This window comes from Modestobacter excelsi, from assembly GCF_005930495.1.
GTDB classification, from domain to species: Bacteria; Actinomycetota; Actinomycetes; order Mycobacteriales; family Geodermatophilaceae; genus Modestobacter; species Modestobacter excelsi.
The window spans coordinates 29,929-55,299 of the sequence record NZ_SJEX01000024.1 but is presented as its reverse complement, the minus strand read 5'-3'; the positions used below and the strand labels follow the sequence as shown (position 1 = coordinate 55,299).

The following is a 25,371-nucleotide window of genomic DNA, read 5'->3' as shown; positions in this document are numbered from 1 at the left end:
CCCCTGCTCCCTCCCGTCCCGTCCCGGAAGGGGCACGCTAGGAGCGACGCGTCACTGAGGCGTCACCGCGGGATCACCTCGCCCGCCGCCCCCGCCGGCTCGGTGGGTGCTCATGAGGTCATCGTGGTCAGAGGACGACTCCCCGGTCGCAGCGACACGGATCACCGCACTGGGGGACGCGGCGGATCCGCTGGCTGTTCGTGACCACGGAGTCGCGGTGGTGCGCCCTGGCCCACCGGGACCAGAGCCCGGTGTGGTCGTAGGTGAACCTGCACTGGACCCACGCGAACGTGGCGTCGTGCGGTAGGTAGGTGACGTACCGGTGGCGGAACCGCTGCCTGGGGTTGATGTAGCTCGGGTTGGCGAAGTACCGCTTCTCGCCCCCGATCCGACTGTCGATCGTCCGGGGGCAGTTGAGCTGGTAGTTGAGGGGGGCGTCGCCGTCCACCACGCCGTCCTCCCTCGTCAGGTAGCGGATGGTCAGGATGAAGTCCTGGTAGCGGTGCCGTACGAGACTCCTGTTCTCGAGGTCGGCCGTGACCTGGATGATGTGCTGCTCCGCCTGGGTGCCGATGAACTCCAGGTCCACGTCGATGTCGGTGGCAGGCTCACCCTGACGCTGGTGCAGGAACGTGAAGTACGCCCACGCCCCCCCGATGAGCAGGAGGGCGACCCCGATGTAGGCGGGCAGGATCGTCGCGACGTCGCTCATCGCCGGTCGACCTCGGGCGAGGGCTCGCGTTCCGGGGGTTCGTGCGGTGCCATGGGACCTCCGTGATCATCAGGCCGGTCGCCTGCCGGCTCGGGCGACCGGGTGGTGACGGGCGTCCGCGCCGCGGTCAACGGGCCAACCCGGCGAAGACCACCACGTTGCTGAGGTAGCTGCGGTGGACGCGGTCGAACGACCCTCCACACGTGATCAACCTCAGGACCGGTACGTCAGCCGGGCCGTAGACCAGGTCGGTGGGGAAGGAGCTCTTCGGGTAGGTCTGCACCGACTGGACGGTGAAGACGACGGTGCGGCCGTCGGCGCGATCGATCGAGACGCTGTCGCCCGGGGCGAGGGCCGAGAGCCGGGAGAACACCGCGGGTCCCTGGTAGCTGTCCACATGCCCGAGCAGGACCGCCGGTCCCGGCTCACCCGGCGACGCGAGATGGCGGTACCAGCCCGCGGGGGCGTGCGGGTCCACCGGCGGCACCATCACCGTCCCGTCCGGGTTCAGCCCCAACGGGATCACGTCGGTGTGCACGCCTATCCGCGGGATGTCCAGGTGCGTGGGGGCCGGCGCGGGGCTGAGGGCCACCGCGGGAGGGACGTAGGATTCGTGCTCAGCCAGGCCCGTCGCGTCGGGGACCTTGATGTCCACGGAGCTCACCGGGGCGGTCCCGTCCGCAGCGGCCGACGGCGACCCCCTCGGCAGCACACAGCCGAGGGCGAGCAGGACGACACCCACCCCGCCCCAGACGACACCGATCCGTCCGGTCCGCTGCTGCCGACCGGCCGAGGGCGACGGCCGAGGTCTGCGCACGGCCGCGCCCTCAACGAGCGGGGTCACCTGATCCGCTGTCGCCCGCGGGCACGTCGTCGATCCCGTCCGGCCGCTGTCGCCGCATCGCGTACACGCCCGTGATCAACGCCACGCCGATGAGCGTGCCGCCGGCTGTCATGAACAGCACCCGCGGATCTGCTGAGTCCTCCACCGCACCTCCGACTCCGGTCTGCGGAGGACCGACCGGCGTGAGGGAGGACGAGGTCCCCGCTCCTGATGTCCCTGTGCCGCCGACAGATCCCGACGGCCCGGGAGGACCACTGGATCCGGCGGGACCGGGAGGACCGGCCGGTCCGGCCGGACCGGCCGGACCGGGGGGACCCGCCGGCCCCGGCTCCCCGGCGGGTCCCGTCACGCCGGCCGGGCCCGGGTCGCCCTTGACCCCCTTCGTACCGGCGATGGCTGGGATGATCAGCGAGAGGAGCACGGCGATGAGCGAGAGGAGCAGCGCCAGCCAGGCGACCAGACGCGTGGCCTTGCCGGACCCTCGCTCCCCGTAGCTGCCCGACTGTGCAGCGGTGTCCCCTGAATGGGTCATCGGGGTACCTCCTCAGGGATGAGCGCCGTCGAGGATGGGCGATGGTCCCGCCCCGTCCGCCGGATGCCAGCAGGAACGCCGGCACGAGACCGGACTTCGATGATGAGGAGGCAGCGTCACCACGCTGTCACCCATCGCCTGCCGGTGGCCGGCAGAGCGAGCTGCCCGGGATGCCGGTTCACGGAGCGCGGGTCCGGACCGTGGTCCATCGCTGCGGCCGGGCATGCCGACCTCGTTCTCCGAGGCCCGCGACGGGTCAGCGAGGCTTGTTCGGGACGTAGTAGGTGAGGCCGGCTGCGCCACCGAAGGCGATGAGCGCGGCGATCACCGCGGTGAGCCATTGGCCGGCGGTGATCGAGTCGAACCCGGTGTCGGTACCACCCAGCGCAGTGAGGAGCGAGGAGAGAAATGCCAGGACCGCGCTGAACAGAGCCGCCGCCCAGGCCTTTGCGGCTGTGGTCCGGGTGGACTTGGCAGGGTCGTTGGCGTTCCTCGGCAGATCAGTGGGCGCTGACATGGCTGTTCCTTCCTCGAGATCTCCCGCGTAGCGAGCACCCATGTTCGTGGAGCATCGTCACCGAGCCGTCACCGCAGCACGGTCAACTCCCGCCTTCCCTCAGCTGCGTGAACCGCTCTCGCTGATCCGGTGTGAGCAGGGCCAGGAGCCGTGCATGACCGGCGTCGTCGGCCCTCATCGCGGCGGCCTGGAGCCCGGACGAGTCGCTGGTCCGTCCTGCCCCTCGCCCCCGCACCGCGCTGACCTGGGCCAGGACGCGGGCGTTCTCCTGCTCGTTCTGCTCGGCCGCCGCCGTCACCTGCCTCCGCTGGTCCTGCGTGAGACTCAGGACGTCGGCCACGTCCTCGTCCAGCAGCGCGTCACCGCCACGGACCCGCCACGACAGGCCGCGCAGGCGTGTGGTGCGACCCGCTCCGAGGAGTCGTTCGACCGCGCTTTCGACCTCCTGCCGCGCCGGCAGCGCGGCAGGGTCGACGTGCGGTGGACGCCATTCGCCGCTCGCGTAGATGCCCCGGAGGGCCTCGCGGTAGCGCCGGTCGATCTCCGACGCCCCGGCGACCTCGTCGTCCGACATCCCCAGCAGCCGGTGCACGTCCGGGCTGACGATGAGCGTCACGAGTTCACCGGCCGCGGCGTAGCCGTCGCCCTGCACCCGCAGCGGACCCTCCTGCGGGTCATCGAGGCGCAGCTCGCCGAATCGGTAGGTCATCCCGCAACGGCTCGGATCAGAAGTCGCCGGTCTCGAAGTCGATCCCCGCCCGCGCGGCGTCGGCGGCATCGGCGTGGCCGGCACCCAGCAGGTCGGGACGGTAGATCGTGACCTGCTCCTTCATCCGCGTGACCTGACCCGAGGTGAACTCCGTCATGCCGGCGTCGTCCGTGTAGTCCATGTAGTTGGTGGTCGGGTCGGTTCCGCTGTCATTCGGGCACGTGTCGCGCGTCGGGTTCGCCGGCCCGAAGTTCGGGCTCGCCTCGAACGGCGTGTCCCCGACCTCGTCTCCGGGCGGGGTGCACCCGCCCTCGAAGGTGTGGAAGAGGCCGAGCCAGTGTCCGACCTCGTGCACGGCAGTCAGGCCGAGGTCGTACGGCGCCGAGGAACCGCCAGGGAGGCTTGAGAAGAGGACGACGACGCCGTCGAGGAGAGGGTCGCCCGCGAAGTCGCTCGGGAACGTGGCCCACCCGAGCAGGCCGGCGCCGATGCCGGCGGTGTAGAGGTTCAGCGATCGATGCTGCTCCTTGCCGAGTTCCGTCTTCGCCTTCCGCTCGGCCGGACTGCCCATGGTCATCCTGAACCAGACGGGGTCGTCCCTGCGTTCCACCGACGCCCGGTGGAAGACGATGTCGTGTGCCTTGTAGGCGTCGTTCAGGACACTGAGCTGGGCGTCGAGCTCCTGGTCGGTCACGTCGCCCGTTCCGCCGTCGTGCACCACGTTGAAGTGCACCGGGATGTCGATCTGCGTCACCCCCGCGGCATCCATGCCGTTGGCCCGGGCCGTCCGGAGGTGAGCGCGGACGCGCTCCTTCTGGAAGTCGTTGAGCTGTGGCGTCCCGCAGCGCCGCCCTTCCCGGACGAACGTCTCCTGACTGTCGAACTCACGCTCCCCGAGCACCAGCTTCGCCATCTGCCTGCCTCCGTCTGGTCGTGACGTGCCCGACGGGAGCGACGGGTTCCCACATCTGGTGGGCCCCGGGTTCCTGCGTCCTGTCCCGCCCCGTGGCGAGGGAGATGTTCCCGTGCGGCCATCACGTCGGCGTCACCCTCGCGTCACCCAGCCTCCGGTGCGGCCGGGGTCATCGGTACGTCGTCACCGCGGCGCCACGGTCGACAGGCCTCACCCACCGCGGAGGTCGACTCCTGACTTCCACGACCTCCGTCCCGTCGCTCTGCCGTTGACGGCACGGTGACCGAGCGCTGACGACCGGGCCCTAGCGTCCCGGGCAGATCGCCGGTTGAACGGGCCGTCCGGCCCATCCGGGCCCGCCTGGTCCCGGCCCGGCTCCGACGAGGCAGGGGCACCGACATGCGGCTCGACCGGGTCGAGATCAAGGTGAACTCCAGCGGCGACCAGACGGAGTCGGCCGTGGCGGAACTCGGACTGCCCCCTGTGGACGAGCCTTGGCGGATCCACTTCTGCGAGGACGTCGCCCGGGGCGTCTCGGCCGGCACCCCGTTGAGGACGGCGGGCGTGGTCCTGCGTGCCCGCCACAAGCCGGACAGCACGGACGACAGCACGATCAAGCTCCGCCCCGGTCGACGGTCCCAGCTCACCGACGACTGGCTCGCGGCCGAGAAGGGGGACGACGGGGAGGTGAAGATCGAGGCCGACTGGGCCGGTCAGCGACGAGTCCTCGCGATCTCGCACACCGCCGACCGGCCCGACGACATCGTCGCTGGTGCTGGCCGCGGACAACGGTCCGCGGCGAGCCTCTTCACGAAGGCGCAGGAGACCTTCCTGCGCGATTGTTCTCCGATCCGGGTCAACCTCCGGACCCTCACCGTGCTGCCACCCATCACGGCGACGCGATGGGACGACCTCGGGGGGACGCTGGGCGATCTCGACGTCCGGGCCGAACGGTGGACGGTCGACCACCTGGACTTCCTCGAGTTGTCGACCGTCGCGAAGCTGGACGAGGCGGAGTCGAAGCAGTCGGCGCTGAACGGGTACCTGGACGACTTCGGTGTCCCCGTCGACTCCGACCCGAGGTCCAAGACCGATCGGGTGCTCGAGCACCTGGTGAAGCGGACCCTGGCCACCGACTGAGCCGTGCCCGGAGCGTCGCGACGAGAGATCGACGTGCCGCCGTCGAGCGCCACGTCGACGTGGGCAGCAGCCGTGCGGCGTGACGTCGTGGTGACGCCGCCCGTTCATGCTGGCCGGCGTCGCACGATCGCGCGGTGGGATCGCGGCCTGCACGGCCGCTGTGACTTGTGCCGTGCGTCGACCGAGCAGCGTCGTCACATCTCAGGTGAGTGCACATGACCGCTCCTTCTGCACGCTCGTCGGCCGGCCAGGTCGCCGCCTACCGCACCGGGGGCGGCCGCCTCCCGAATCCCCAGGGGCCACCCCCTCAACTGCCGAACGGCCTCCTGTTCCTGGCGCGCGACCACCGCGCCGGCCTCGGCGATGCAAGCGACAGCGGGCCGGTGACGCCGATGCGTGCGCTGCGCGGCGGCTGCTACTACGTGCGGTACACGCCCCTGCAGGCCTCGCCGACACATCCCGGGGCGATCTACTACCTGGGCACCCTTCGCGTCCAGCAACTGGGGGGCACCGCCACCATCAGCGGCGACCTGTACCTCCGTCACCTTTCCGCCACCCCACCCGCGGGCGCGGCTGGCGAACCGAACCCGGCCGACGGCATCCCGGTGTTCCCACGCGCCGACTACCGGTACTACCTGCGCGCAGTCGAGGTGTCGGACTCCCCGGGCTCGCAGGAGAGCTTCACCCTGACGCTCGAGCTGTTCCGGTTCGACGCCGCGGTCACCGCGTGGACCAACGAGGGCGCCTCGACGGTGCAGCTCTCGTGGACGACCGCGCCACCGGGCTACCCGTCCGCCGCCGACTACCTCACCGGGGAACTGAAGAACTCGGCGGGCGCGGTGACCGGGACCCTCGCACTCGGTTGGGTCTCCCCCTTCCTCCGTCGCGCCACCCTGGAGATCGATCGCGTCCCGCAGGGCGTCGTCCCGAGGACGAACGGCTCGGACGGCTACGGCTGGAACCAGGTGTTCGAGCCACTTGGTTGGGACGTGGCCGTGATCGAGAGCGATGCAGGCATCGCGGAGAAGAGCGGCGAGTCGTGGAGCGACGCCGAGATGCATGCGGCCATGCTCGAGTACCGCGAAGCCCGGCAGGACCTGCTCGACGCGGACTGGCACTACCACCTGCTGTGCGTGCGCCGCATCGACGAGACCGAGCGCGGCATCATGTACGACAGGGCCGCCGTGGACGTCGACAGCACCGCCCGGGAAGGCGTCGGGATCGCGTGCGACTGGGTCTACGACCGGGACGAGCCGAGCTGGGGTGACCTGCGCGGGACGCGCTTCGGTGATGACGAGCCGACCTACTTCCGGACCGCCGTCCACGAGCTCGGCCACGCGATGGGGCTCTACCACAACGCTTCGGACAACGGCTTCATGAACACGACGGACGTGATCGCCCGACGTGCGCACTCGGGGCGCCCCTTCCCGCAGAACATCCGCTGGGCGTTCCACACCGACGACGAGAAACGCCTCCGGCACATGCCAGACATCTGGGTGCGTCCCGGCGGCATCCAGTTCGGCGAGGACTACTCGACCGCACCCATCGCTGCCGATGACCTGATCGAGCAGCCTGGCGGTCTGCGGCTCGAGGTGTGCCCACTCGACCCGCTCCTCCCGCTGGGCGCACCTGCTCGCGTGGACTTCCGGCTGGTCAACGAGTCGGCGGCCCCGGTGCGCGTCCCGGCGACCCTGAGCCTTCGCGGGGGGGCCGTGCGCGGCAAGGTGCTCGACCCGGCCGGAACGGTCCGGACCTTCCTCCCGCTGGTGGCGTGCGTCGACAAGCAGCCCCTGCGCCTGCTCGAGCCGGACGGGCGGGTCGCCCACTCAGCGACCATCACGCACGGTCCGCAGGGCGCGCTGTTCCCTGGCCCGGGGTTGTACCGCATCATCGTCGAGGTCCAGTGGGACGACGGAGGTGCGACACGTGGGCTCACCGGCTCAGCCTCCGTGCTCGTCGCTGGGGCGACGACGGCCGGCCAGGAGCGGGCCGCGTTCGGGATCCTCTCGACCCCCGACGCCATGCTCGCCATCGCCGCCTCGGCCGACATCGGTCACGGCGTCGAGGTGATCGAGCAAGCGGCGTCGGATCCGACGCTGGGCCCGCACTACGCGTGGCTCGCTGCCAAGCGGACACTCCGGGGTCGAGCGACGACCGGCGAACCCTACCGACGCGCGCTCGAGCGCCTGGCCGAGGGCGATGTGATCATGAGTTGCGCGGAGTCCCGCCGCGCCGTCGAGACGCTCGACGACGTCCAGGCGCAGATCACGAAGCGCGAGCAGGCGCCCCGGCGGCACACCCTGACGGCCGCGCCGGACGGCGGACCGGACGGCGGACCGGACGACGGACCGGAGGACGGAACCCTGCGGGAGCTCGTCACGACGGCTCGGCAGCGTGTCACCGAGGAGGACGGCGATGATCGGCGCACATCCGAGCGCTGATCCCCCGTGAACGGCACGGACGTCACCGTCGACGCGCTGGTGGGCCGGTGGCGCAGAGTCGACGACGGCGGGTCGACGACGCCCTACCCGCAGGAGATCGAGTTCTTCCCGGACCGCACCTATCGGGCAACGACCGAGGGCACGCGACGGCCGGTGTGGGACGAGGCGGCGTTCGACGTCCTCCCCGACGGGGCGGTGCGGATCCAGACGGCACACGACCGCAAGGTGGACTACACGGCACGCCGCTCCGGGGACCTGCTCACCCTCGCCGCAGGGGACGCCAGCGTCACCTACCGGCGCATGCCGCCCGGCCCGTCGACGAACGGTTGAGGCACCCGTTGACGCCCTGCGCTCTCGTCACCGCACGGTCACCCACTGGTCCTCGCTCAGCGCCTGCACGAGGAACGACACGTTCATCCGGAGGATCTCGAGGGCGAGGACGTGGTCGAGGAACTCGATCCGGTCCCGGTCGGTGTGGACCCTGTCGTTGGCGCCGTCGGCCCCCTCGATGGTCAGGACGGCCGGGATCCCCTGATCGAGGAACGGCACGTGATCGCTGTTGAACGGGTTGAGGCTGGTCTGGACCGCCACGTCGGTCTGCTCCTGCGCTGCAGCGGCCAGTGCGTCGATGACGTCCTGCGAGACGGCGGCCCCCTCCAGCAGCACCGTCGGCGTGTCCGTGTTGCGCCCCGCGATCATGTCCATGTTGATCACGGCTCGGATGCGGCTGCGCTCCGTCGGGTCGAGCCCAGCGACGTAGTGCAGGCTGCCGAGGAGACCCTGCTCCTCTCCTCCGAACAGGATCAGCCGCAGGTCGTGGGCGATGGCCTCCTCGGCGAGCGCCCGGCCGATCGCGAGCACCCCGGCAGCGCCTGAGGCGTTGTCGTCGGCGCCTGGCGCGGCAGCCGCAGGACCACCGGCCAGGTTCACCGAGTCGAGGTGCGCGCCGACGAGCACCAGCTGGCGGTCGCTCCCGTGGCCGACCCGGTCGGCGATGAGGTTCCGGCTGGTCCCGGCGCCCACTGGGACGGTCTGTAGTTGCGTCGCACAGCCCGACGCGGTCAGCTCGCCCCGGGCCCACTCGACGGCGGCCAGGAACTCGGGGCGCGTCGAGTGCCGGGTGCCGAAACCGACGAGCGTGGCGAGGTCCGCCTCGAACGCCGCCCGCGACAGCGCGTGCTCGCGTGTGCGCAGCCGGGCCGGCGCGGCGCCGGCGGGCCGGCCCACGGTGCGCTGCTCGAACACCGCCTCGCTGGCCGGCAACGGCCGCACACCGAAGCACCCGGTCGGCGATCCGTCGAGAGCGGCGGCCTGCTCAGGATCGAGGTCGACGACGAGGTACCGTCCCTTGTCGACGACGACGGGGACGTCGGGGTGCTCCTGCTGGAAGCAGCGCCCGATCTGGGTGACGAGGTGCAGTCGCCCTCTCGGCACGGAGGTCGACGTGGCCGTCGTCAGGCCGGTACCGGCGACGACCTCCTGCACGGGGTCGGAGGGGCCGCTCACCAGGAGCACGTCACCGAGCCTCGTCCAGGTGATCCCCACGTCGGCGGGGATCGCGTCCTCCGCACCGGGTGGGGCGGTCAGGACGGCGGTCTGCGCCGGCCCGGTGTCCTGCTCCGTGAACGCGCGCACGAGCGGGATCAGATCGGTCAACCCGTCGACCTCACCGTCCGGTTGCCCCGGCCCACGCAGGTGCACGGCCCTCAGGCCGAGACGCCGGGCAGCCAGGACGTGGCTGCGGTTCTCGGTCACGAACAGCACGTCGCGGAACTCGAGGCCAGGCACGGCCCTCGTCACCGCGGCGCGGAAGACGGCTTCGTCGGGTTTGAACACGCCGACCTCGGTCGACAGCGTGACCCGCTCCGCGACCGGCTCGAAGAACCTCCGGATGCCGAGGTCGTCGAGCAGCGCGTAGTAACGCTGCTGGATGACCGGCACCTGCGAGGGGTCGTTCGTCATGTCGAAGTCGGACACGAGGCCCAGTCGCGCGGCCGGTCGGTCGCCGTCGCGCAGTGCATCGATCGCCTCGAGCGTCTCCAGCGCCCCGGGCAGCAGGACGTCGCCGTCCTCGAGCGTCTGTCCCAGGTCGAACAAGACCAGCTTCATGACGACTCCCGGGTCGGTGGAGGCGGCGCGACCGTAGACGCTGCGGCGTCACCGCCGAGTCACCTCGGTGAGCGCAGTGGGGCCAGGCGAACCGCGTCCTGGAGGTCGACCGCCTGCCGCGGGGTGTCCCCGAAGCGCCACATCCGCATCTTGGTCCGGCGCCTCGGCGAGAGGACGATCGCAATCGTGCCGGCGGGCCGGGGGTCTCCGTCTCCACGGACGGTCGCACCCGTGTAGTGGATGCCGAGCCGGTGGTCGTCGAGCCGGGCGGTGTTCCTCGACGTGGTCCGCTGCATCGCCTCGCGGATCGCCTCGGTCGCCAACAGATGCGGGAAGTTGTACTTCCCGCCGCCGCAGACGGAGGAGACCAGGGCGACCTCGGGCTGGATCCGCTCGACGAGTTCGAGGTTGATCCCGTGCTTGGACGCGTGGTGGGACACCTTGAAGACATCCGCTGCGAGGTGGTCCAGCCCGCGTGCCGCGGCGAGCTCCTTGTACAGCGGCGTGTCGTACTGGCGTCTCAACTGGGGGAAGTCGGCGGTGACGTGCGCCCAGGAGGTGGTCTGGGCATCGGCGCCCAGGATCAGGTTCCACGGGGAGTCCAGCCGGAGGTAATGGCGGTTGCCCTCCCGGCGCTGCTCGTCGAGCTGCTGTGCCACGCGGGCGGCGGGGAACTCGACCTTGAGCGCGATCGAGGCGTCGTTGACATCGACGCCGTAGGAGTCGTAGCGGACCCGAAGGGAGACCGACGGTGCCAGGACGGTGATCTTCGCGCCACCGGTCCAGCGTGTCATCCCGCTGGTGGGCTCTGTCCGCGGGATCGCGCACTCCTCGAGCAGCGCCATCGTCTCCACGAACGTGGCGCTGGGGTGGTAGTACCCCGGTTCCCAGAAGTCGCTGATCTGCCCCGCCCGGCCGAAGCGGTCGAGGAACTGCGGCATCCCTCCGATGTGATCGTCATGAGGATGCGTCGCGACGACGACCGGGAAGACGCCGGGCGTCGTCCCGGGGTCCAGCAGGATGCCGGCGTCCGCGAGCGCCGTGACGAGGTCGACCAGTTTCCCGCTCGTGGCCACGTCGACGACTACCGCCCGACGGCCCCCCGCGCCCTCCTCGGTCGGCAGCAGGACCAGTTGCGTGTCGCCGTCACCGACGTTGAGCAGGAAGTAGACGAGCGACTCGGGCTCCGCGGTGATCTCGCGGAGGAACTCGCCGGCCGCCGTGGGCTTGAGGAGACTCCCGGGCAGCGTGCCGGGTGGTGCGGTGGCCATCGCGTCGGTGTCGGTGGCGGCGAGCACCGGCCCGTTCCACCGTCGTGCCCGGAGCCGGTGCGGTTCGACCACCTTCGGGCGGAGGATCTTGCCCTCCTGATCGCGCCGCTTCGCCTCCTCCAGGGTGACCCTCGGGGCCATCGCGGCGAAGTAGGCCAGCTTGCCGACCGTGCGCGCTTCGGCACTGAGGTCGTGGACCTCGCTCGCGATGACGTCGGTGAGCCGCAGACCTCGGTCCAGGCGGACGTCCTCCCCCGCCGCCAGCCGCCGTTCGACCTCGGGGGTGATCCGGGCAGCGAAGGCGTCGCCGACGCGGGGTTCCCGCTGCAGCCACCCGTCATACAGCACCCCGTGCAGCTCCGACCGGTGCACGACGACGTGACCGCGGTCGGCCGAGTCGTCGAAGCGCAGCCGGCCGAGCTCGTCGGCACGGGGCCAAGGGCTCACCGCCAGCGTGACGAGATTGGTCACCACCTCGTCCACGACGACGTAGGACAGCCCGGTCAATGATTCCCGGGGTACGTCGCGAAGGGCCGCGGGACGCCACGGACGCGCATCGCGGTGCGCATCCACCGATCCAGTGCTCCGCGCGTCCGGCACCTTGGACGGACCGACGTCAGTCGTGGTCATGTCTCCTCCTCCCAGCGTCGCACGGGCCGGGCGGCACAGGCCCGCCACCAGGTGTACCCGGGCCGCGTCACCGTCGCGTCACGCACAGGAGGGGCCCGCTGTCCGGGTCAGCCGGTCGGCGTGCGTACGGCGGAGCGGCTCACCGGTGGGCGTGCTCGCCGGCCGGGTGACGGACTCACGGTCGGAGGGTGGGACCGGCAGCCCGCGCTCCAGGTGCGGGTCCAGGGCGGGGACGCCACCTTCCGGCTGGCGGTGAACGTGCTGTCCCGGCAGTCCCCGTCAGAGCTGCTGTACCTCGCCGACGAGGCGTTCGCGCACCCGGTCCTCGACGCCGTCCTCCGGCTCCCCGACGTGTTCACACCGCTGCCGAACCAGCCGGGGAGTGGCGCGCTCGACTTCATCCGGGGCAACCTGTTCGACCGCACCGCGATGCACCGGATGCCGGCGACGGCGCCAGGACCGGACAACGACCTGGCCGCCGCGCTGGCCCACTTCGTGGGGCGGGCCCGCAGCGATCCCACGGCGCGGCTGTTCGCCTTCGGGGAGCGGTGGCCTCCCGAGGCCGGCACCCCGGACGCGGTCTTCGGCTTCACGCCCGGCAACGGCGTGCACGACGTGCACATGAACCAGGGGAACTCCGCCCAGTTCCGCCGGGACGACGGTGTCTGGCAGGACGGCGGCCTCATGCTGCACTTCCCCGGTGCCCAGCAGACGGTGGCCGTGTTCCTCGCCTTCCAGAGCCAGGCGTGGCACACCGACGACTCGACCGGGCATGCGCTGACCGACATGGCCGACGGGGACCACCGCGTCCGCATCGTGGCCGCGTTGGTCAACGGCCCCGGGCCGGCGCCGGAAGAGGAGACGGTCACCCTGCTGAACACGTCCGCCGTCCCCGCGGACCTCGACGGATGGGCGCTGGTCGACGTCGGCGACCACCGGATGCCGCTGAACGGGACGATGCTCGGGGCCGGCGACGCGGCCCGCATCCGGCTGACCGCGCCTGTCCAGCTCGGCAACTCGGGCGGACTGCTCACCCTGGTCGACCCGGCCGGGCTCAAGGTGGACGGCGTGGCCTACACCGCCGACCAGGCCCGGGCCGACGGGCTCACCATCGTCTTCTGAGCCGTCAGGGACGCCGCTGCAGGACCAGCAGGCCGTTGGCCGGTAGCCGCAGCCGCAACCGACCTGCAGTGACCGGCACGGCCGTGCTGAAGTTGCCGACGTCGTTGCCGCCGTAGAGGTGCGAGTCGCTGTTGAAGATCTCCTGCCACATCCCGGCCGGTAGTCGTCCGGGATCGACCTGGATGTCGTAGCCGTCGAGGAAGGGATGGTTGTTCATGCTGGCCACGACGAGGACCTCGCTCTCACCGGCCCTCCTCGTGAAGGCGATCACCCGGCTCGCGTCATCGACGTGCACGACGTCCATGTGTTGGGACCGGACCGCTGTGTTCGCTCGCCGCAGGCGGATGAGGTCCTGGTAGCAGCGGAACATCGTGGCACCGGCTGCGACTCGCTCGCCGTGCAGGTCCTCCTTGCTGTCGTCGATGTTGTCGTACCGGTAGGAGCGCTGGGCCACGACCTCTTCGCCCATGAAGAACATCGGCGTCCCGGCGGACAGCAGCGAGAGGCCGGCGACGACTCGGCAGCGCGCCTCTGCGTAGTCCCGGGTAGCACCCCACAGCGGCGCGTTCCCCACGGCCACTCTGCTGGTGCGCGCGGAGCCCCCCGCGTTGCCGGCCTCGTCGTGGGACTCTGAGTAAACGATCTTGTCGTACTGGGTGAGCCAGAGTTGTCCGGCGAAGTCCGCCACCCGGAGGGGACCGTCGCCGCCCGCGCCGGCTTCCCGCAGCAGCCGGGCCTTTCCCCCGGCCATGTCGGAGTCGCCGATGAGGTGGTGGTAGAAGTCCGCGAACCACGTCGCGTCGAACCCCAGTCCACCTACGTCGGGGCTCTGGGTGACAGCCGGCCAACCACTGTGGTCCTCGGCGATGAGCAGCACCGACGGGCGCACCATCCGGAGCGTTCGACTCCACTCGCGGAGGAGCCTCTGCCCGAACAGGTTGGCGCTGCCCACGCTCCTCTTGTCCGCCCGCCGGGCGTTGTCCTGGTGGATCGCCTGGGTCAGGTCCACCCTCAGCCCGTCGACGTGGAACTCCTCGACCAGCTGCACCGCGCTGCTGATGAACAGCCGCCGCACCGGCTCCGCCCAGTAGCGAGGCGCGTCGCCGGAGGACCCGTTCTCCAGGTAGCCGCCCCGGGGATCCGGGTAGTCGGTGCTCCGCCCCTCGTACCAGTAGTAGATGTTGTCCTCGGGCGCCGACGAGTCGTACTGCCACTCCGCCCGCCCGGCCGTCTGGTCGAAGTGGTTGTAGACGACGTCCTGGATGACGGCGACACCGCGACGATGACATTCGCGGACGAAGTGCTTGTACTTGTCCCGGCCGCCGGAGCTGGACTCGATCGCGAAGTGGTGGGTGGCGCCGTAGCCCCAGGCCAGGTCGCCGGAGAACTCCGCCAGGGGCATGACCTCGACCGCCGTCACCCCCAGCTCGGCCAGCTGGTCCAGGAGCCGCATCGCATCCGCCAGCGTGCCGGGCCCCCGGCGGGGGTAGCCGAGTGCGCCCACGTGCAGCTCGTAGATGACCAGGTCCTCGATCCGGGTCGGCACCGGTGGACCCGGCGTGAACTCGTCCCTCCAGAAGTCGTCGTCTGCGAGGAGCAATGGCGGCGCGGTCGTCGGCTCGAACTCCTCGCGGACCAGGTCTGGATCGATGACCACGCTGCAGCTGACCGTTCCGTCGAGTGTCCGGGGATCGCCGTCCCACGCGCCGCCGGCCGGGTCGGTGGCACCGCGCCCGGCCTGCCACCGGGAGTAGATGTCGGTGCGGTAGCGGACCTGGCCTTCGGCGTTCTCGATGCGGAACATGTAGGGCGCGCCCGAGAACCGGCCGAACCCCGGTTGAGGCGCGCTCTGCCAGACCCCGTCCGGCCCCGCCGAGAGCGGGAGCGTGGGCATGGCGGGGTCCGTGCCGGATCCGTCGTCCCCGATGTAGCCACGGTCGCGCCGCCCGAAGACGACGTCGACCGTGCGGGCGTTCGGCGCCCACACAGCGAAACGTGCCCCCGGGTCCCCCGCGCCGTCGTGCACGACCTTCTGGGCGCCGAGGCGCCGCCCCCAGGTCAGGTGGTACCGGGCCTCGAGCTGCCGACCCGCCTCGGGGAGGTGGACCGCGCACAGCCGCTCGTCCGGGTCGGTACCGGCACCCTCGGTCGGGACACCCCAGACGTTGGCTCCCGTCGGGCCGTCGAGACGAACGCCCCACCGGATCGTCCGCCCCGCCTCCGCGTCGTCGAACTCCGCCGTCGCGGAAAACCCCGGGCAGCCGTCGTCGGCGACGACCTCGGCCATCGGGATCTCGGTCCAACCGTTCCAGTCCCCGGTGAGCCGGGCGTTCCGGAACACCGGCCTCCTGATCCCGGTCAGGTAGCGGAAGTCCACGGTGATCAACGGGCCGTCCTCTCCGACGCGCGGGCAGACCGTGCAGGCGGATGCCTTGTCCTGGGCGGAGTCGGCGGCCCGGGCCCTCATCGGGCGCGGGACGGACCCGGATGCCCGCCGAGCCTGGCAGCCGCGCCGTCACCGTTCCGTCAACGCGGCCCGCCGACCTGCGGACGCGCGGCGATGGTCGACGGCCCAGACCGCCGATGCGGTCAGGACGAGGGCGAGCCAGATGACGATCCCGCCGCCGCCGCCGCCGGCACTGGCCCCGGCCCAGGAGAACAACGCCGCCTCGGGCAGGGACCCGGCTGTCGCGGCGACCCCGGCCCGCTGCCAGCTCATCGTCGACATCCCGGCGAGGACGGCGACGGTCTCGCTGAGGACCGGTACCGGGCGGCTCACGGTGACGGCGACGGCGCCCCAGCGGCGCAGCAGCCGGGCCGCCCGCTCTCCGTCCGGCGGCGGGGCCGAGCCCGCGAGCTGCCGCCCGATGGCGAATCCCACCAGGGCTCCGCCGACCTTGCCCACCAGTCCGAGGACCCTGCCTCCCACCAGGCCGAAGGTGCTGCCCAGCGCCACCATGACCAGGCTGGAGGGCACGGGGAGCACCGCATCACCCACGAGCATGCCCACCCCGAGCACCGCCGCGATCGGCGCGGCCGACGTCCCCAGCGACGGTGCGGTGGCTGCCCAGGGCAGGTGGAGCGCCTCGGCGAGGACGAAGCCGCCGAGGGAGATGCCGGCGACGACGGCGACGGCCGTCGCGTACCGGCGCGTCATGCGATCAGCAACGACTCGACCACGGCCCGCGCGGCGGCGTCGACGCGGGTGAGCTCGTCGAGCAGGTCCCCGGTCTCACCGGCCGCGGCGAGGTCCTCGGTCAGCCGTGCCGAGCTGTCCAGCAAGCTGAGGTGCAGCCGCCAGCGGCTGTGCTCGTCGTCGGGGATCGCGAGCGAGTACGGCAGCTCGAACGGTGGGCCCGCGCACGCCGGATCGCCGGGTGCGGGGTCGGCCTTGGCCGGTCGCGTGGTCAGCAGTCGGGCGATGCCGCGCATCCCCGACAGCCCCTCACCACGCATCTGGAGGAACGCCCAGTCCCGGAGGTGTCCGCGCGGGGTGGGCGCGCCGTCGTCGTCGACGAGCGGACCGGGCCGGGACAGCGCATGGACGAGGTCGACCAGCAGCATCCGGTACCGGACGTCGAACAGCTGGGCCCACGTCCGCGTGACGGGGTGGCTGATGCGGTTGCGCTCCACCGTCGGGTCGCCGTCGGGCTGCGGGCCGGTGGTGGGGTCGGTGGGCACGGCGCGCCCGGGCACCCAGGCAGGCACCTCGCCGTCCGAGGTCTCGGGGAACTCGCGGTAGATCCGGAGGAACTGGTGGAAGTGGGCGAGCGGCTCGCCCACCGACGGCAGCGCGGCCCCCTCGCCCTGTTCACCGACCGCCCGCAGGGCGGCGACTGCCTCGGCACGGGTGGCCACCGCCCGCACGATGAGCCGACCGAACCCGAACCAGTCCTCCGGCCGGGCCTGCCGGTCCGCTGCCGAGCCCGGGTCCAGATCTGCGTCGGTGAGCTTCGCGGGATCGGAGAAGACGTCGATCAGCGTGTCGAAGAGGACCCCGACGCGGTTGGGGCGCATCCCGCCCGTGGCGCCGGTCGCACGGGCGACGATCTCGGGGATGTCCGCCTCGTCGGGGTCGGCGGGCATCTCCGCGGCGACGTACTTGGCCAGGGACGTCCTGCTCAACGGCTCCAGGGTCAGGGGGAACGGGTACAGCACCGATCGGAAGGGGAAGTCCTCCCGCTCGAGGTTGAGGGGCCCGCCGATGAACCGCAGCAGGTTCTGCTCGGTGAGCAGGTGCCCCATCTCCTCCCGGGCGATGGCGGTGATGGTGGTGCGCCATGCCGCCGTCCGGAGCGCCGCGTCGGGCGGTACCTCCGGTCCGGCGAAGTCGGAGTCGGCCAGGGAGTAGGCGCCGTACAGGTACTGGGTCATCAAGGCGTGCTCGACCTCCGCCGCCGTGTGCAGCAGGAACACGGCCCAGTCCCACCACGTCAGCTCAGGCGGCTTCGGGATCGTCGTGGCAGTCGCGTCGGTCGCTGGATCCCGGGCGGCCGGCCCGACGTCCAGGTCGGGCACCTGGAGGAGCCGGGTCGCTCGGGCCCGGGTCACTGCTGGTCCAGCGGGACCCGGCGCAGGCCCTCCTGCGCGGCCGGCTGCGGACCCCGTTGCGGGGCCGCCGCCCGGCCTGGGGCGGCCTCGGTCGTCACGCTCGGCGGGACGGCAGGTCCGCTCGACAGCTCCGGCGCGTCGAGCGTGCCCGTCACCCGGCCGATCTGGCAGTCGGTGTCGAAGGCCAGGAAGTCGGCGGTGAAGCGGACGGCCGGCAGGTCGGCGAGGAAGGCAAGCGCCCCGTGGCGCGGCGACGCGACCACGACCTCCCGGTCGATGAGGCCGGTGTAGCGCTCCATGAACTGCAGCGGAGTGGCGATGGCGTCGAGGCCGTGGCCGGGCCGGGTGTCGGTGTGCTCCTGGATGCGACGGTCGCGGATGCGGGTGGAGCGCTCGTCGGCCGGCTGCTGCGCGACGAGCCGGGACAACTTGACCGCGATCGTGTTCCACGCGTTCTCCGCCCACGTGGCGGCGGGGATGCCGAAGTCGCCCGGACCGTCGGCCGAGGGGTCGGCATCGGTCAGGACGACCCCGTTGGCGTAGGGCGCGGTGGAGCCGGGAGGGTCGGCCGGTGAGGGTCGGGGCACTGCGGGAGCAGACGCGCCGGCGTACACGGTGCCCAGCTCGAGCCGGAACTCGGCGATCGGCTCGAAGCCGTCCGGTGCGAAGGTACGGTTCCGGCCGTCGAACACGCAGGCCGATCCCAGCCGGACCGGCAGCCCGATCACCGGGTCCCCGACGTCGAACTGCACCGTCTCGTCCCCCACCCGGGCCTCGATCGACGTGACGTCGACCCCGATGGGATCGCAGAAGGGGCGCAGGGCGACACCGTCGTGGAAGCGCACGACGCGGTCGAGCGGGGGTTCGTCGGGATGATCGGGATCGGGTCCCTGGACGGCGAAGACGCCGAAGCTCGAGTTCTCCCCCCAGGGGTGGTCGAACGGGTCGGGATCGGTCGGGAGCCGGCACTGGAAGGTCCCCCGGAACCGGACGGCCGGGCGGGCGACCGCGGTGAGCGCGATGGACGCCAGGACGGTCGTGCCCTGGACCACCTCGATCGTCGTGTCGTTGACCGCTGCGCTGGGTGAGGTGGCCGTCACGGTGACCTCGGTGGCCACCGCTGACGCGTGGACCGTGGCGGGATCGACGTGAACGCCGGCGCCGCTGCCCGACTGCACGCGGACGACGACGTCACCCTGGGAGCCGTCCACGGTCCGCAGTGTCAACCGGCCTGGGACCGGGGTGCCGGCCGCGGGGACGATGAGGAACGCGCGGCCCGACGGCGCCCCCTCGACCGACGCCTCGATCCCGCCGATCTCCCCGACCTCCTCCGGGCAGCCGTCGTCGATCCAGGTCGTGATGACGTCGATCAGCTCGCCGGCCACCGGCGGCCGGCCGGCGGGCATGCGGCGGAAGGTGGCGCCGGGGGTGCCGATGTCCTGGCCGAAGGGGTTCTCGCCGCGCAGCGCCTTCACCAGGTTGGAGCCGGCGCCGTCGCCGAGTGTGACGATCGGCAGGCCGAAGATCTTGAAGGCCATGAACTGGTCGCGTGTCTGGTTGCGCCAGAAAGCGCGGTGCGGCCCACCCACGGGGCTCCCCGCGCCGCCGACGGCGTCATCGAGGATCTGCTTGACCTGGAGAAATCTGTTCATGACGGCTGCCCTCGGGTGGTCGGTGAGCGACGCCAGCCAACGCAGCGCTCGTCACCGGGCTGTCACCGCCGAGGCACGGACGACGCTCGCCGACCTCCCCGCGTCGGCACCCGGCCCACCGACTCGACGAGGCCCAGGGAGGTGGCAGAGAGACCGTCCGGTGACGCCGCCGTGACATCGCGCTGACGGCGACTCGCGAGACTGCGCACCTGCGGTACAGCTCAGCCCCACCGTGCGCGGCACCGAGACCGCCGCGCCCATCGCGATCCCGGATGTCCACCCAGAGGAGCGTCCCGTGACGACCATCCCGCGAACGGCCGAGGACGCCGTGGCCCAAGCACCCTCGCCGCTGGCCGAGGGCACTCAGGCACTCAACGCGATCGCCCGGATCATCCCGGGACGCCGGCAGCAGTTGCAGCAGGTCCTGGCCCAGGTGGGCCGGCGGATCGCGGCCGGCGGGCCCAGCCCCTTGGACACCATCGGCACGGTGCACTTCGCCCGGTGGGTGGTCCTGCCCGACGACGCGGACGGGGGGAGCCTGCTCTTCGCGAGCAACTACGACCCTCCGTGGGACACCTACATCGAGCAGTTCGCCTCGGATGCAGCGGAGTCCTTCGACGCGATCTACTCCAACTGCGAGGGCTGGCCGGCCGGCGGCTCCACGGACATCGAGGCGTTCAAAGCCTTCATCCGGTCGCGCGAGCTCCCACCGGACGTGTACTACCGGGCCTACCCCACGGCCACCGTGCGCGACGTCAAGAGCGCGCTGCGGCTCAAGCAGGCCTGGTCGGCCCTGTTGGACACGCTCAACGAGTAGCGCCGATGCAGACGACCACCGCCCTGGACCTCGGCGACATCCAGGGACTGGTGCTGAGGGGCTACCGCATGCCCCACGCCGCGTACCTGTTCCACCGGTTCACCGACGCCCGCGCGGCACGTGCGTGGCTGGCCGGCCTGGTCGAGCCGGTCACCACCGCGCTCGAGTGGGACGCCACCCCGGCGTGGTGCGCCAACGTGGGCCTCACCTTCCCCGGCCTCGAGGCGCTCGGCTTGCCGGCGGAGTCCCTCGCCAGCTTCCCGGACGACTTCCGCCAGGGCATGGCCGCACGCGCCGCCACCGCGCTGAGGGACGTCGACGAGGACCTTCCCGACCACTGGCAGCCGGTGCCTCCCTTCGCCGACCGCGGGGTGCACGCCCTGCTCATGCTGTTCGCGCACGACGAGCAACTGCTCGACCGGCAGGTCCGCGCCTTCGGCGAGCGGGCCGCGGTCGGTGGGCTGGAGGCCGTCGGCACGGAGCGCGCCGACGCGCTCGGGGGCACGCGCGCGGGGCGGGAGCACTTCGGCTTCCGCGACGGCATCTCGCAGCCGGTGCTGAGCGGCAGCGGGTTGGCGGACACCCCGGGGCGCCAACCGGTGGCTGCGGGCGAGTTCCTGCTCGGCCACCCCGACGAGCTGGGCGCCGTACGCCTGACCACGCCCGATGAGCTCGGCCGCAACGGCACCTACGCCGTCTACCGCAAGCTGGCCCAGGACGTCCCCGCGTTCCGCGGCTTCCTCCGCGACAACGGGAGGGCGGACCCCGACCTCCTCGCCGCCAAGCTCATGGGCCGCTGGCCCAGCGGGGCACCGCTGACGCTGACCGGAGACGCCGACGACGCCGAGCTGGCGACCGACCCACAGCGGAACAACGCCTTCGACTACGCCGACGACGCGCGCGGTTACCGCTGTCCCCGGGCGGCGCACGTGCGCCGCGCGCTCCCCCGGACGGGGTCGATCGCGCAACGCCGTCACCTGCTCGTGCGCCGGGGTCTGCCGTACGGCCCGGCGCTCGAGGACGCACGACCCGACGACGGGGCGGACCGCGGGTTGATCGGCGTCTTCCTCAACGCGAGCATCGAACGCCAGTACGAGTTCGTGCAGCGGGAGTGGATCAACTCGCCGCGCTTCGACGGGCTGCGGAACGAACCGGACCCGATCGCCGGGCCGGGCGCCGGTGACTTCACCGTGCAGGGACGGCCCCTCCCGCGCCGGTACCGATCACTCCCCCGCTTCGTCACCGTGCGCGGCGGTGAGTACTTCTTCCTGCCCAGCATCACCGCTCTGCGCTTCCTGAGCGACACGTCCACATCCTGAGGTCCACGGCCGGAGGCCCCTATGACCGCGACAGCCACGACGACGGGGGTCTTCCTCGACGACGTCTCCCAGGCCGAGGCGCGGACCCCGCTGCCACCGCCACCGCCCCCGGTGCCAGACCCGGACGACCCGCGGTACGCCGGGGACCCAGCGGCCTACGAGGCGGACCGTCAGGCCGCCGTGGCCGCGGCCGCCGACTTCGCGGCGGCGGCGAGACGACGGGGGGACGCGGTCGGTCAGGTGGTCTCGACCTGGCTGGCCACGGCACCGCTGGACATGCTGCAGCAGCTGCTCGACCAACCCGCCGACACCATGCCGATCTTCCGACCGGCCATCGGGCCGGTGGTCGTCGCGCGGCACGAGCACGTGATCACCTGTCTGTCGCGCCACGACCAGTTCACCGTCGACCTGTACGCGCCTGAGATGGCCCGCGCCACCGACGACAGGACCAAGGACCCGGACGCCTTCTCCCACTTCCTGCTCGGCACCGACGACGAGGGCCTGTACCGGATCGACGACGTGATCCTGCGCCGCGCGGTGTCCCGTGCCGACGAGCAGCGGCTCACCGGCCTGGCTCGTGCAGCGGCCGAGGGCTGGGCTCGGGAGGTCGAGGCGGCCGGGCCGGGCGAGGTCGACGTCGTTCCGACCCTGGCCCGCTCCCTGCCGTTGCGCATCGTCGGCGACTACCTCGGCGTCCCTGCTCCGGGCGCCGGCGAGCCGTCGTCGCTGCCGGGGTACTGCGGTGGGGATGCCTTCCCGCTCGACGATGCGCTGCTGCGGGTCTACACGTTCCAGCGGATCGCGGAGGGCCGGGTACCCACGGCGGACGACCTCTTCGGCTGGGTCAAGGACGTGTTCCGCAACACGTTCAACAACTTCAACCCCGCCAGTCCGTCGTTCGCCGAGTTCCGCGAGCGGGGCATCGTCGCCACCGAGTACCTCACCGCCTACATCCACGCCCTCCTCGCGACGCACAAGGCGACGCTGGCCGCCGGCCAGCCGGTCCCCGACACGCTGCTCACCCGGCTGCTGCGGCTCCAGGGTGCCGCCACCGCGGAGGACGGCCTGCTCGCCCGCGACGTCGCCGCGCTCCTCGGCGCGCCCCCTCCGGAGGGTGAACTGCAGCGGCGCCTGTCCGACTCGATGATCCGGTCGAACGTCTTCGGGGTCGTGGTGGGGGCAGTGGTCAACCCGCAGGAAGCGACCTGCCGGGTGGTGGACTCGGTGCTGCGCCTGGCGAGCGGCGAGTACGGGACGCGCCCCGGGTCCAGCTACGACGACGCAGTCGGACTCGCGGCCCTGGAGCCGGGCGACCCCGGGTACGACGCGGGTCTCCGCAGGCTGCGCTCGTACGCGCTCGAGGGCCTGCGACTGCGGCCGCAGGGAGAGGTGCTGCTCAGGGTGTGCTCGGTCGAGGGCGTGGAACTCGGCGGCGTCCCGATCCGCCGGGGCACCCCGGTCTTCGTCGGATACGCGGGGGCGATGCGTGACCCGCGGGTCACGCCTGACCCCCTCGTCTTCGACGTGACCCGCGACGAGCTCCTCGATGACCACCCGCAGATGACCGAGCGGGCCGACGAAACCCCGCAGAGCCGGTTGTACCTGCAGCACGGCTACGGGCGGCACAAGTGCCTCGGCCGCTACGCGTCAGAGATCACGCTGCAGGAGTCTCTCCGGGGCCTGCTGCGCCTGGGGAGGCTGGAACGGCGGAGCGAACTCGAGCTCGACGAGCAGAACCTGTACGCCCGCAGTCTGCGGATCGCTGTCGGCGGGACGGCGCGGTGAGCGGCGTGCTGGTCACCGGTGCGACGGGGTTCCTCGGCTCCGCCGTCGTCCGGCGGCTCAACGAGCGCGGTGTCCGGCCGCGCGTCCTGGAGCTGCGGGACAGCGACCCGGTGTTGCTGGGTCAGCTGGACGTCGAGGTGGCCGACGGAGACCTGGAGGACCCGCTGTCGCTGACTGCCGCGTGCGCCGGCATCGACACGGTGCTGCACGCCGACTTCGAGGTCCGGATGGGCGGTGGCCCCCGCACGGTCGCGGAGATGCGGCGGGTCAACGTCCTCGGATCGGAGCGCCTGCTCGGGGCAGCCGCTGCGGCGGGGGTGCAGACCGCGGTCGTCATCAGCAGCGCCCTCGCCGTGGGCGTGAACAACCGGGCCGAGCCGCTCGATGAGTCGGCGGACCCGGCCGCGCACGTCCTGGACCTGCCCTACGCCGTGCTGCGCCGCGAGGCCGAGCGGGCCTCGCTAGCCCTTGCCCGCCCGGGCTTCGCCGTGATGGCGGTCTGCCCGTCCTTCACCCTCGGGCCGGAGGACCCGGTCGGAGCGCCGGCCAACAAGCTCCTCTCCGCGGTGATCGCCGGCCGGATGAGGGCGGCGGTCCCGGTCGGGTTCGGGTGCCTCGACGTCCGGGACTTCGCCGACGGGATGCTGTTGGCCGCTGAGCGTGGGCAGTCCGGCCGGCGATACCTGCTCAGCGGGGAGAACGTCACCAGCGGCGGGTTCCTGGAGCAGGCTGCCGCGATCGCCGGCGTTCCCGCGCCGCGGTTCCAGCTGCCGCCGGCCCTGCTGCACGCGGCGGTGGCGGTCGTGGGCCTGGCGAGCAGGCTGCGCCGACGTGAGCCACCGGTCACCCGCGACGTCCTGCAGATCATCGGGCGCTACGCCTGGTACGACACCGCCCGGGCCCGCGCCGAGCTGGGGTGGAGCCCGCGTCCGCTGGCCCGGACGCTCGAGGACACCGTCGCCTGGCTACGGGCCACCGGCGGCCCGCGTCGTACCGGGCGGGAGGCCCGGTCGTGATCCGCGTCGGGCTGGCGCTGCTGGCGGGGATCGTGTGGTGGAAGCGGTCGGCACCCCGCCCGGAGATCAGCCTCGGCGGCCCGCTGGTCATCGACGAGTCCACCGCGGCGGTGATCGCCGGAGTGGACCACTCTGCCGACTTCGCCGAGGGCCTGCAGCGGTTCCCGTCGGACCTGCCGGGTATCGACGACCTGGTGCTCGTCGACGGTGGCGCCACCGCGCTCGTCACAGCCACCGACCGGCGGATCTGGACCGTGGACGCCCGGACCCATGCCGCGGAGCCGTTCGTCGAGCTGCCGCTGATGGCGTACGGGCTGCACGCGGCGCCCCACGACCCCGACCAGGTCTACTTCTGCGGATCCGGGTCCTACGGGGCGGGGAACGGCGTCGCCGCCGCCCCGGGGCTGTACCGGCTCACCCGGCACGACCGCGCCATCGAGCCGCTGGTGCTCGAGGTCCCGGTCGACGATCCCCGACCGCGCTCGCCGGTGGTGTACGCCGACGACGACCCGTCCGCGCCGGAAGCCGGCCCCGGGACCAGCGGACCCCGCCGTCGCCTGGCCGTGTGCGACAACCTGGACGTCAGCGAGGACGGCCGACGGATCTACCTGTCGGAGCCCTTCGACTACCCCGGCGCCTCCCCGGACGACGCCGTCGACGAGGCCATCGCGCTGTCCCCCAACGGCCGGCTGTGGCGTCACGACCTGGACACCGGCACCACCCGGCTGATCGCGGCCGGGTTCTACTTCATCAACGCGGTGCTCATCGATCCCCACCCTGGGCGGCCCCGCGAGGAGTCCGTCCTCGTCAGCCAGACCTCCATGTTCCGCCTGACCCGCTTCCACCTGGGCGGTCCCGGTGCCGGGACTGCCGACGTGGTGCTCGACGGGATCACCGGCATGGCCGACGGGATGGACCGCGACGCCGACGGGCGGATCTGGGTGGCCCTGTTCGCCGAGCGTGGCCGCCTCCTCACCTGGTTGCACGCCCATCCCCGGGTCAAGCCCCTGGTCATGCGGCTGCCCGCCCGGCTGCTGCTGCGGCAGGCCGGCCGCACCGGCGTCCTCGTCGTCAGTCCCGACGGGAGCACGCCGCTGTGGTCGGCCATGTACGGAGGGCCGGAGCTGGTGTCGGTGGCCTCCGCGGTTCCCGCCCCCGGTGGCATCTACCTGGCCAACGAGAGCCTGACCCCGGGGCGGGAGGCAGCGCCCGGCGTGGTCCGGCTGAGGTGGTCGGCCGGACTGCCCTGATCCGTGCCGGAGCGGCCGGGCCGTGCAGGGGGACGGGCGTC

The 25,371-nt window shown here is 72.1% G+C and carries 20 protein-coding genes; 9 read left to right on the top strand and 11 right to left on the bottom strand.

Going from position 1 to position 25,371, the window contains the following annotated elements; all coding sequences use genetic code 11:
• Positions 1-127: 127 nt before the first annotated feature.
• The 5 genes from FHL80_RS10540 to FHL80_RS10515 form a co-directional block, all read right to left on the bottom strand.
• Complete coding sequence (locus FHL80_RS10540; protein ID WP_138733375.1) at positions 128-712, bottom strand: hypothetical protein; 585 nt, start codon at positions 710-712, stop codon at positions 128-130.
• Positions 713-839: 127 nt separating this feature from the next.
• Positions 840-1,376 carry a class F sortase gene (locus FHL80_RS10535; protein ID WP_216870600.1) on the bottom strand — a complete coding sequence of 179 codons (537 nt, stop codon included), beginning with the start codon at positions 1,374-1,376 and terminating at the stop codon, positions 840-842.
• A 968-nt stretch (positions 1,377-2,344) separates the two neighbouring features.
• On the bottom strand, positions 2,345-2,605 hold the full coding sequence (locus FHL80_RS10525; protein ID WP_138733373.1) for a hypothetical protein: 261 nt from the start codon (positions 2,603-2,605) through the stop codon (positions 2,345-2,347).
• An 82-nt stretch (positions 2,606-2,687) separates the two neighbouring features.
• Positions 2,688-3,398 (bottom strand): hypothetical protein, encoded by a 711-nt coding sequence (locus FHL80_RS10520; protein ID WP_216870599.1) that lies wholly within the window; start codon positions 3,396-3,398, stop codon positions 2,688-2,690.
• Complete coding sequence (locus FHL80_RS10515; RefSeq protein WP_138733371.1) at positions 3,331-4,227, bottom strand: zinc metalloprotease; 897 nt, start codon at positions 4,225-4,227, stop codon at positions 3,331-3,333. Before FHL80_RS10515 ends, FHL80_RS10520 begins: the two co-directional genes overlap by 68 nt.
• Before the next feature lie 399 nt (positions 4,228-4,626).
• Here FHL80_RS10515 and FHL80_RS10510 point away from each other — a divergent pair, with 399 nt between their 5' ends.
• From FHL80_RS10510 to FHL80_RS10500, 3 genes are all read left to right on the top strand, one after another.
• A complete protein-coding gene (locus tag FHL80_RS10510) occupies positions 4,627-5,367 on the top strand; it encodes a hypothetical protein (RefSeq protein ID WP_138733370.1) in 741 nt (246 codons plus the stop codon).
• A 215-nt stretch (positions 5,368-5,582) separates the two neighbouring features.
• Positions 5,583-7,808, top strand: a complete 2,226-nt coding sequence (locus tag FHL80_RS10505) for a hypothetical protein (protein ID WP_138733369.1) — start codon at positions 5,583-5,585, stop codon at positions 7,806-7,808.
• Between the two features lie 6 nt (positions 7,809-7,814).
• Entirely contained in the window at positions 7,815-8,138 is a 324-nt protein-coding gene (locus FHL80_RS10500) for a hypothetical protein (RefSeq protein WP_138733368.1), read from the top strand.
• 27 nt (positions 8,139-8,165) lie between these two features.
• Here the strand turns inward: FHL80_RS10500 and FHL80_RS10495 are convergent, their stop codons facing one another.
• Positions 8,166-9,917, bottom strand: coding sequence for a M20/M25/M40 family metallo-hydrolase (locus tag FHL80_RS10495; protein ID WP_138733367.1), 1,752 nt, complete (start codon positions 9,915-9,917; stop codon positions 8,166-8,168).
• A 59-nt stretch (positions 9,918-9,976) separates the two neighbouring features.
• On the bottom strand, positions 9,977-11,818 hold the full coding sequence (locus FHL80_RS10490) for a ComEC/Rec2 family competence protein (RefSeq protein WP_138733366.1): 1,842 nt from the start codon (positions 11,816-11,818) through the stop codon (positions 9,977-9,979).
• Between FHL80_RS10490 and FHL80_RS10485 the strand changes: the two genes are divergently transcribed.
• The gene (locus FHL80_RS10485) at positions 11,750-12,940 is read left to right on the top strand and encodes a DUF2278 family protein (protein WP_342777330.1); all 1,191 of its coding nucleotides are present in this window, start codon (positions 11,750-11,752) and stop codon (positions 12,938-12,940) included. The genes FHL80_RS10490 and FHL80_RS10485 overlap by 69 nt on opposite strands.
• 4 nt (positions 12,941-12,944) lie before the next feature.
• Here the strand turns inward: FHL80_RS10485 and FHL80_RS10480 are convergent, their stop codons facing one another.
• The 4 genes from FHL80_RS10480 to FHL80_RS25455 form a co-directional block, all read right to left on the bottom strand.
• The gene (locus FHL80_RS10480) at positions 12,945-15,317 is read right to left on the bottom strand and encodes an alpha-amylase family glycosyl hydrolase (RefSeq protein WP_246078597.1); all 2,373 of its coding nucleotides are present in this window, start codon (positions 15,315-15,317) and stop codon (positions 12,945-12,947) included.
• A gap of 138 nt (positions 15,318-15,455) precedes the next feature.
• Positions 15,456-16,097, bottom strand: a complete 642-nt coding sequence (locus tag FHL80_RS10475; RefSeq protein ID WP_138733364.1) for a VTT domain-containing protein — start codon at positions 16,095-16,097, stop codon at positions 15,456-15,458.
• On the bottom strand, positions 16,094-17,491 hold the full coding sequence (locus tag FHL80_RS10470) for a ferritin-like domain-containing protein (RefSeq protein ID WP_138733363.1): 1,398 nt from the start codon (positions 17,489-17,491) through the stop codon (positions 16,094-16,096). Before FHL80_RS10470 ends, FHL80_RS10475 begins: the two co-directional genes overlap by 4 nt.
• Positions 17,488-19,143: a hypothetical protein gene (locus FHL80_RS25455; RefSeq protein ID WP_216870596.1), complete on the bottom strand. Its 1,656-nt coding sequence runs from the start codon at positions 19,141-19,143 to the stop codon at positions 17,488-17,490. Before FHL80_RS25455 ends, FHL80_RS10470 begins: the two co-directional genes overlap by 4 nt.
• A 295-nt stretch (positions 19,144-19,438) precedes the next feature.
• On the opposite strand from FHL80_RS25455, the gene FHL80_RS10460 reads away from it, so the two are divergent.
• From FHL80_RS10460 to FHL80_RS10440, 5 genes are read left to right on the top strand one after another with little or no spacing between them, the layout of a single operon-like run.
• Positions 19,439-19,960, top strand: coding sequence for a hypothetical protein (locus FHL80_RS10460; protein WP_138733362.1), 522 nt, complete (start codon positions 19,439-19,441; stop codon positions 19,958-19,960).
• 5 nt (positions 19,961-19,965) lie between these two features.
• Positions 19,966-21,279 carry a Dyp-type peroxidase gene (locus FHL80_RS10455; RefSeq protein WP_138733361.1) on the top strand — a complete coding sequence of 438 codons (1,314 nt, stop codon included), beginning with the start codon at positions 19,966-19,968 and terminating at the stop codon, positions 21,277-21,279.
• Positions 21,280-21,300: 21 nt separating this feature from the next.
• A complete protein-coding gene (locus tag FHL80_RS10450) occupies positions 21,301-23,064 on the top strand; it encodes a cytochrome P450 (protein WP_138733360.1) in 1,764 nt (587 codons plus the stop codon).
• Entirely contained in the window at positions 23,061-24,080 is a 1,020-nt protein-coding gene (locus FHL80_RS10445; protein WP_216870595.1) for an NAD-dependent epimerase/dehydratase family protein, read from the top strand. The genes FHL80_RS10450 and FHL80_RS10445 overlap by 4 nt, the downstream gene beginning before the upstream one ends.
• Positions 24,077-25,330 (top strand): SMP-30/gluconolactonase/LRE family protein, encoded by a 1,254-nt coding sequence (locus tag FHL80_RS10440; protein ID WP_138733358.1) that lies wholly within the window; start codon positions 24,077-24,079, stop codon positions 25,328-25,330. The genes FHL80_RS10445 and FHL80_RS10440 overlap by 4 nt, the downstream gene beginning before the upstream one ends.
• Positions 25,331-25,371: the final 41 nt, after the last annotated feature.

What these genes read in the sequence shown, in the direction of transcription:
- FHL80_RS10540 (WP_138733375.1), bottom strand. Translation starts at nt 712, where the DNA reads ATGAGCGACGTCGCGACGATCCTGCCCGCCTACATCGGGGTCGCCCTC.
- FHL80_RS10525 (WP_138733373.1), bottom strand. Translation starts at nt 2,605, where the DNA reads ATGTCAGCGCCCACTGATCTGCCGAGGAACGCCAACGACCCTGCCAAG.
- FHL80_RS10515 (WP_138733371.1), bottom strand. Translation starts at nt 4,227, where the DNA reads ATGGCGAAGCTGGTGCTCGGGGAGCGTGAGTTCGACAGTCAGGAGACG.
- FHL80_RS10510 (WP_138733370.1), top strand. Translation starts at nt 4,627, where the DNA reads ATGCGGCTCGACCGGGTCGAGATCAAGGTGAACTCCAGCGGCGACCAG.
- FHL80_RS10505 (WP_138733369.1), top strand. Translation starts at nt 5,583, where the DNA reads ATGACCGCTCCTTCTGCACGCTCGTCGGCCGGCCAGGTCGCCGCCTAC.
- FHL80_RS10495 (WP_138733367.1), bottom strand. Translation starts at nt 9,917, where the DNA reads ATGAAGCTGGTCTTGTTCGACCTGGGACAGACGCTCGAGGACGGCGAC.
- FHL80_RS10490 (WP_138733366.1), bottom strand. Translation starts at nt 11,818, where the DNA reads ATGACCACGACTGACGTCGGTCCGTCCAAGGTGCCGGACGCGCGGAGC.
- FHL80_RS10475 (WP_138733364.1), bottom strand. Translation starts at nt 16,097, where the DNA reads ATGACGCGCCGGTACGCGACGGCCGTCGCCGTCGTCGCCGGCATCTCC.
- FHL80_RS25455 (WP_216870596.1), bottom strand. Translation starts at nt 19,143, where the DNA reads ATGAACAGATTTCTCCAGGTCAAGCAGATCCTCGATGACGCCGTCGGC.
- FHL80_RS10455 (WP_138733361.1), top strand. Translation starts at nt 19,966, where the DNA reads ATGCAGACGACCACCGCCCTGGACCTCGGCGACATCCAGGGACTGGTG.
- FHL80_RS10450 (WP_138733360.1), top strand. Translation starts at nt 21,301, where the DNA reads ATGACCGCGACAGCCACGACGACGGGGGTCTTCCTCGACGACGTCTCC.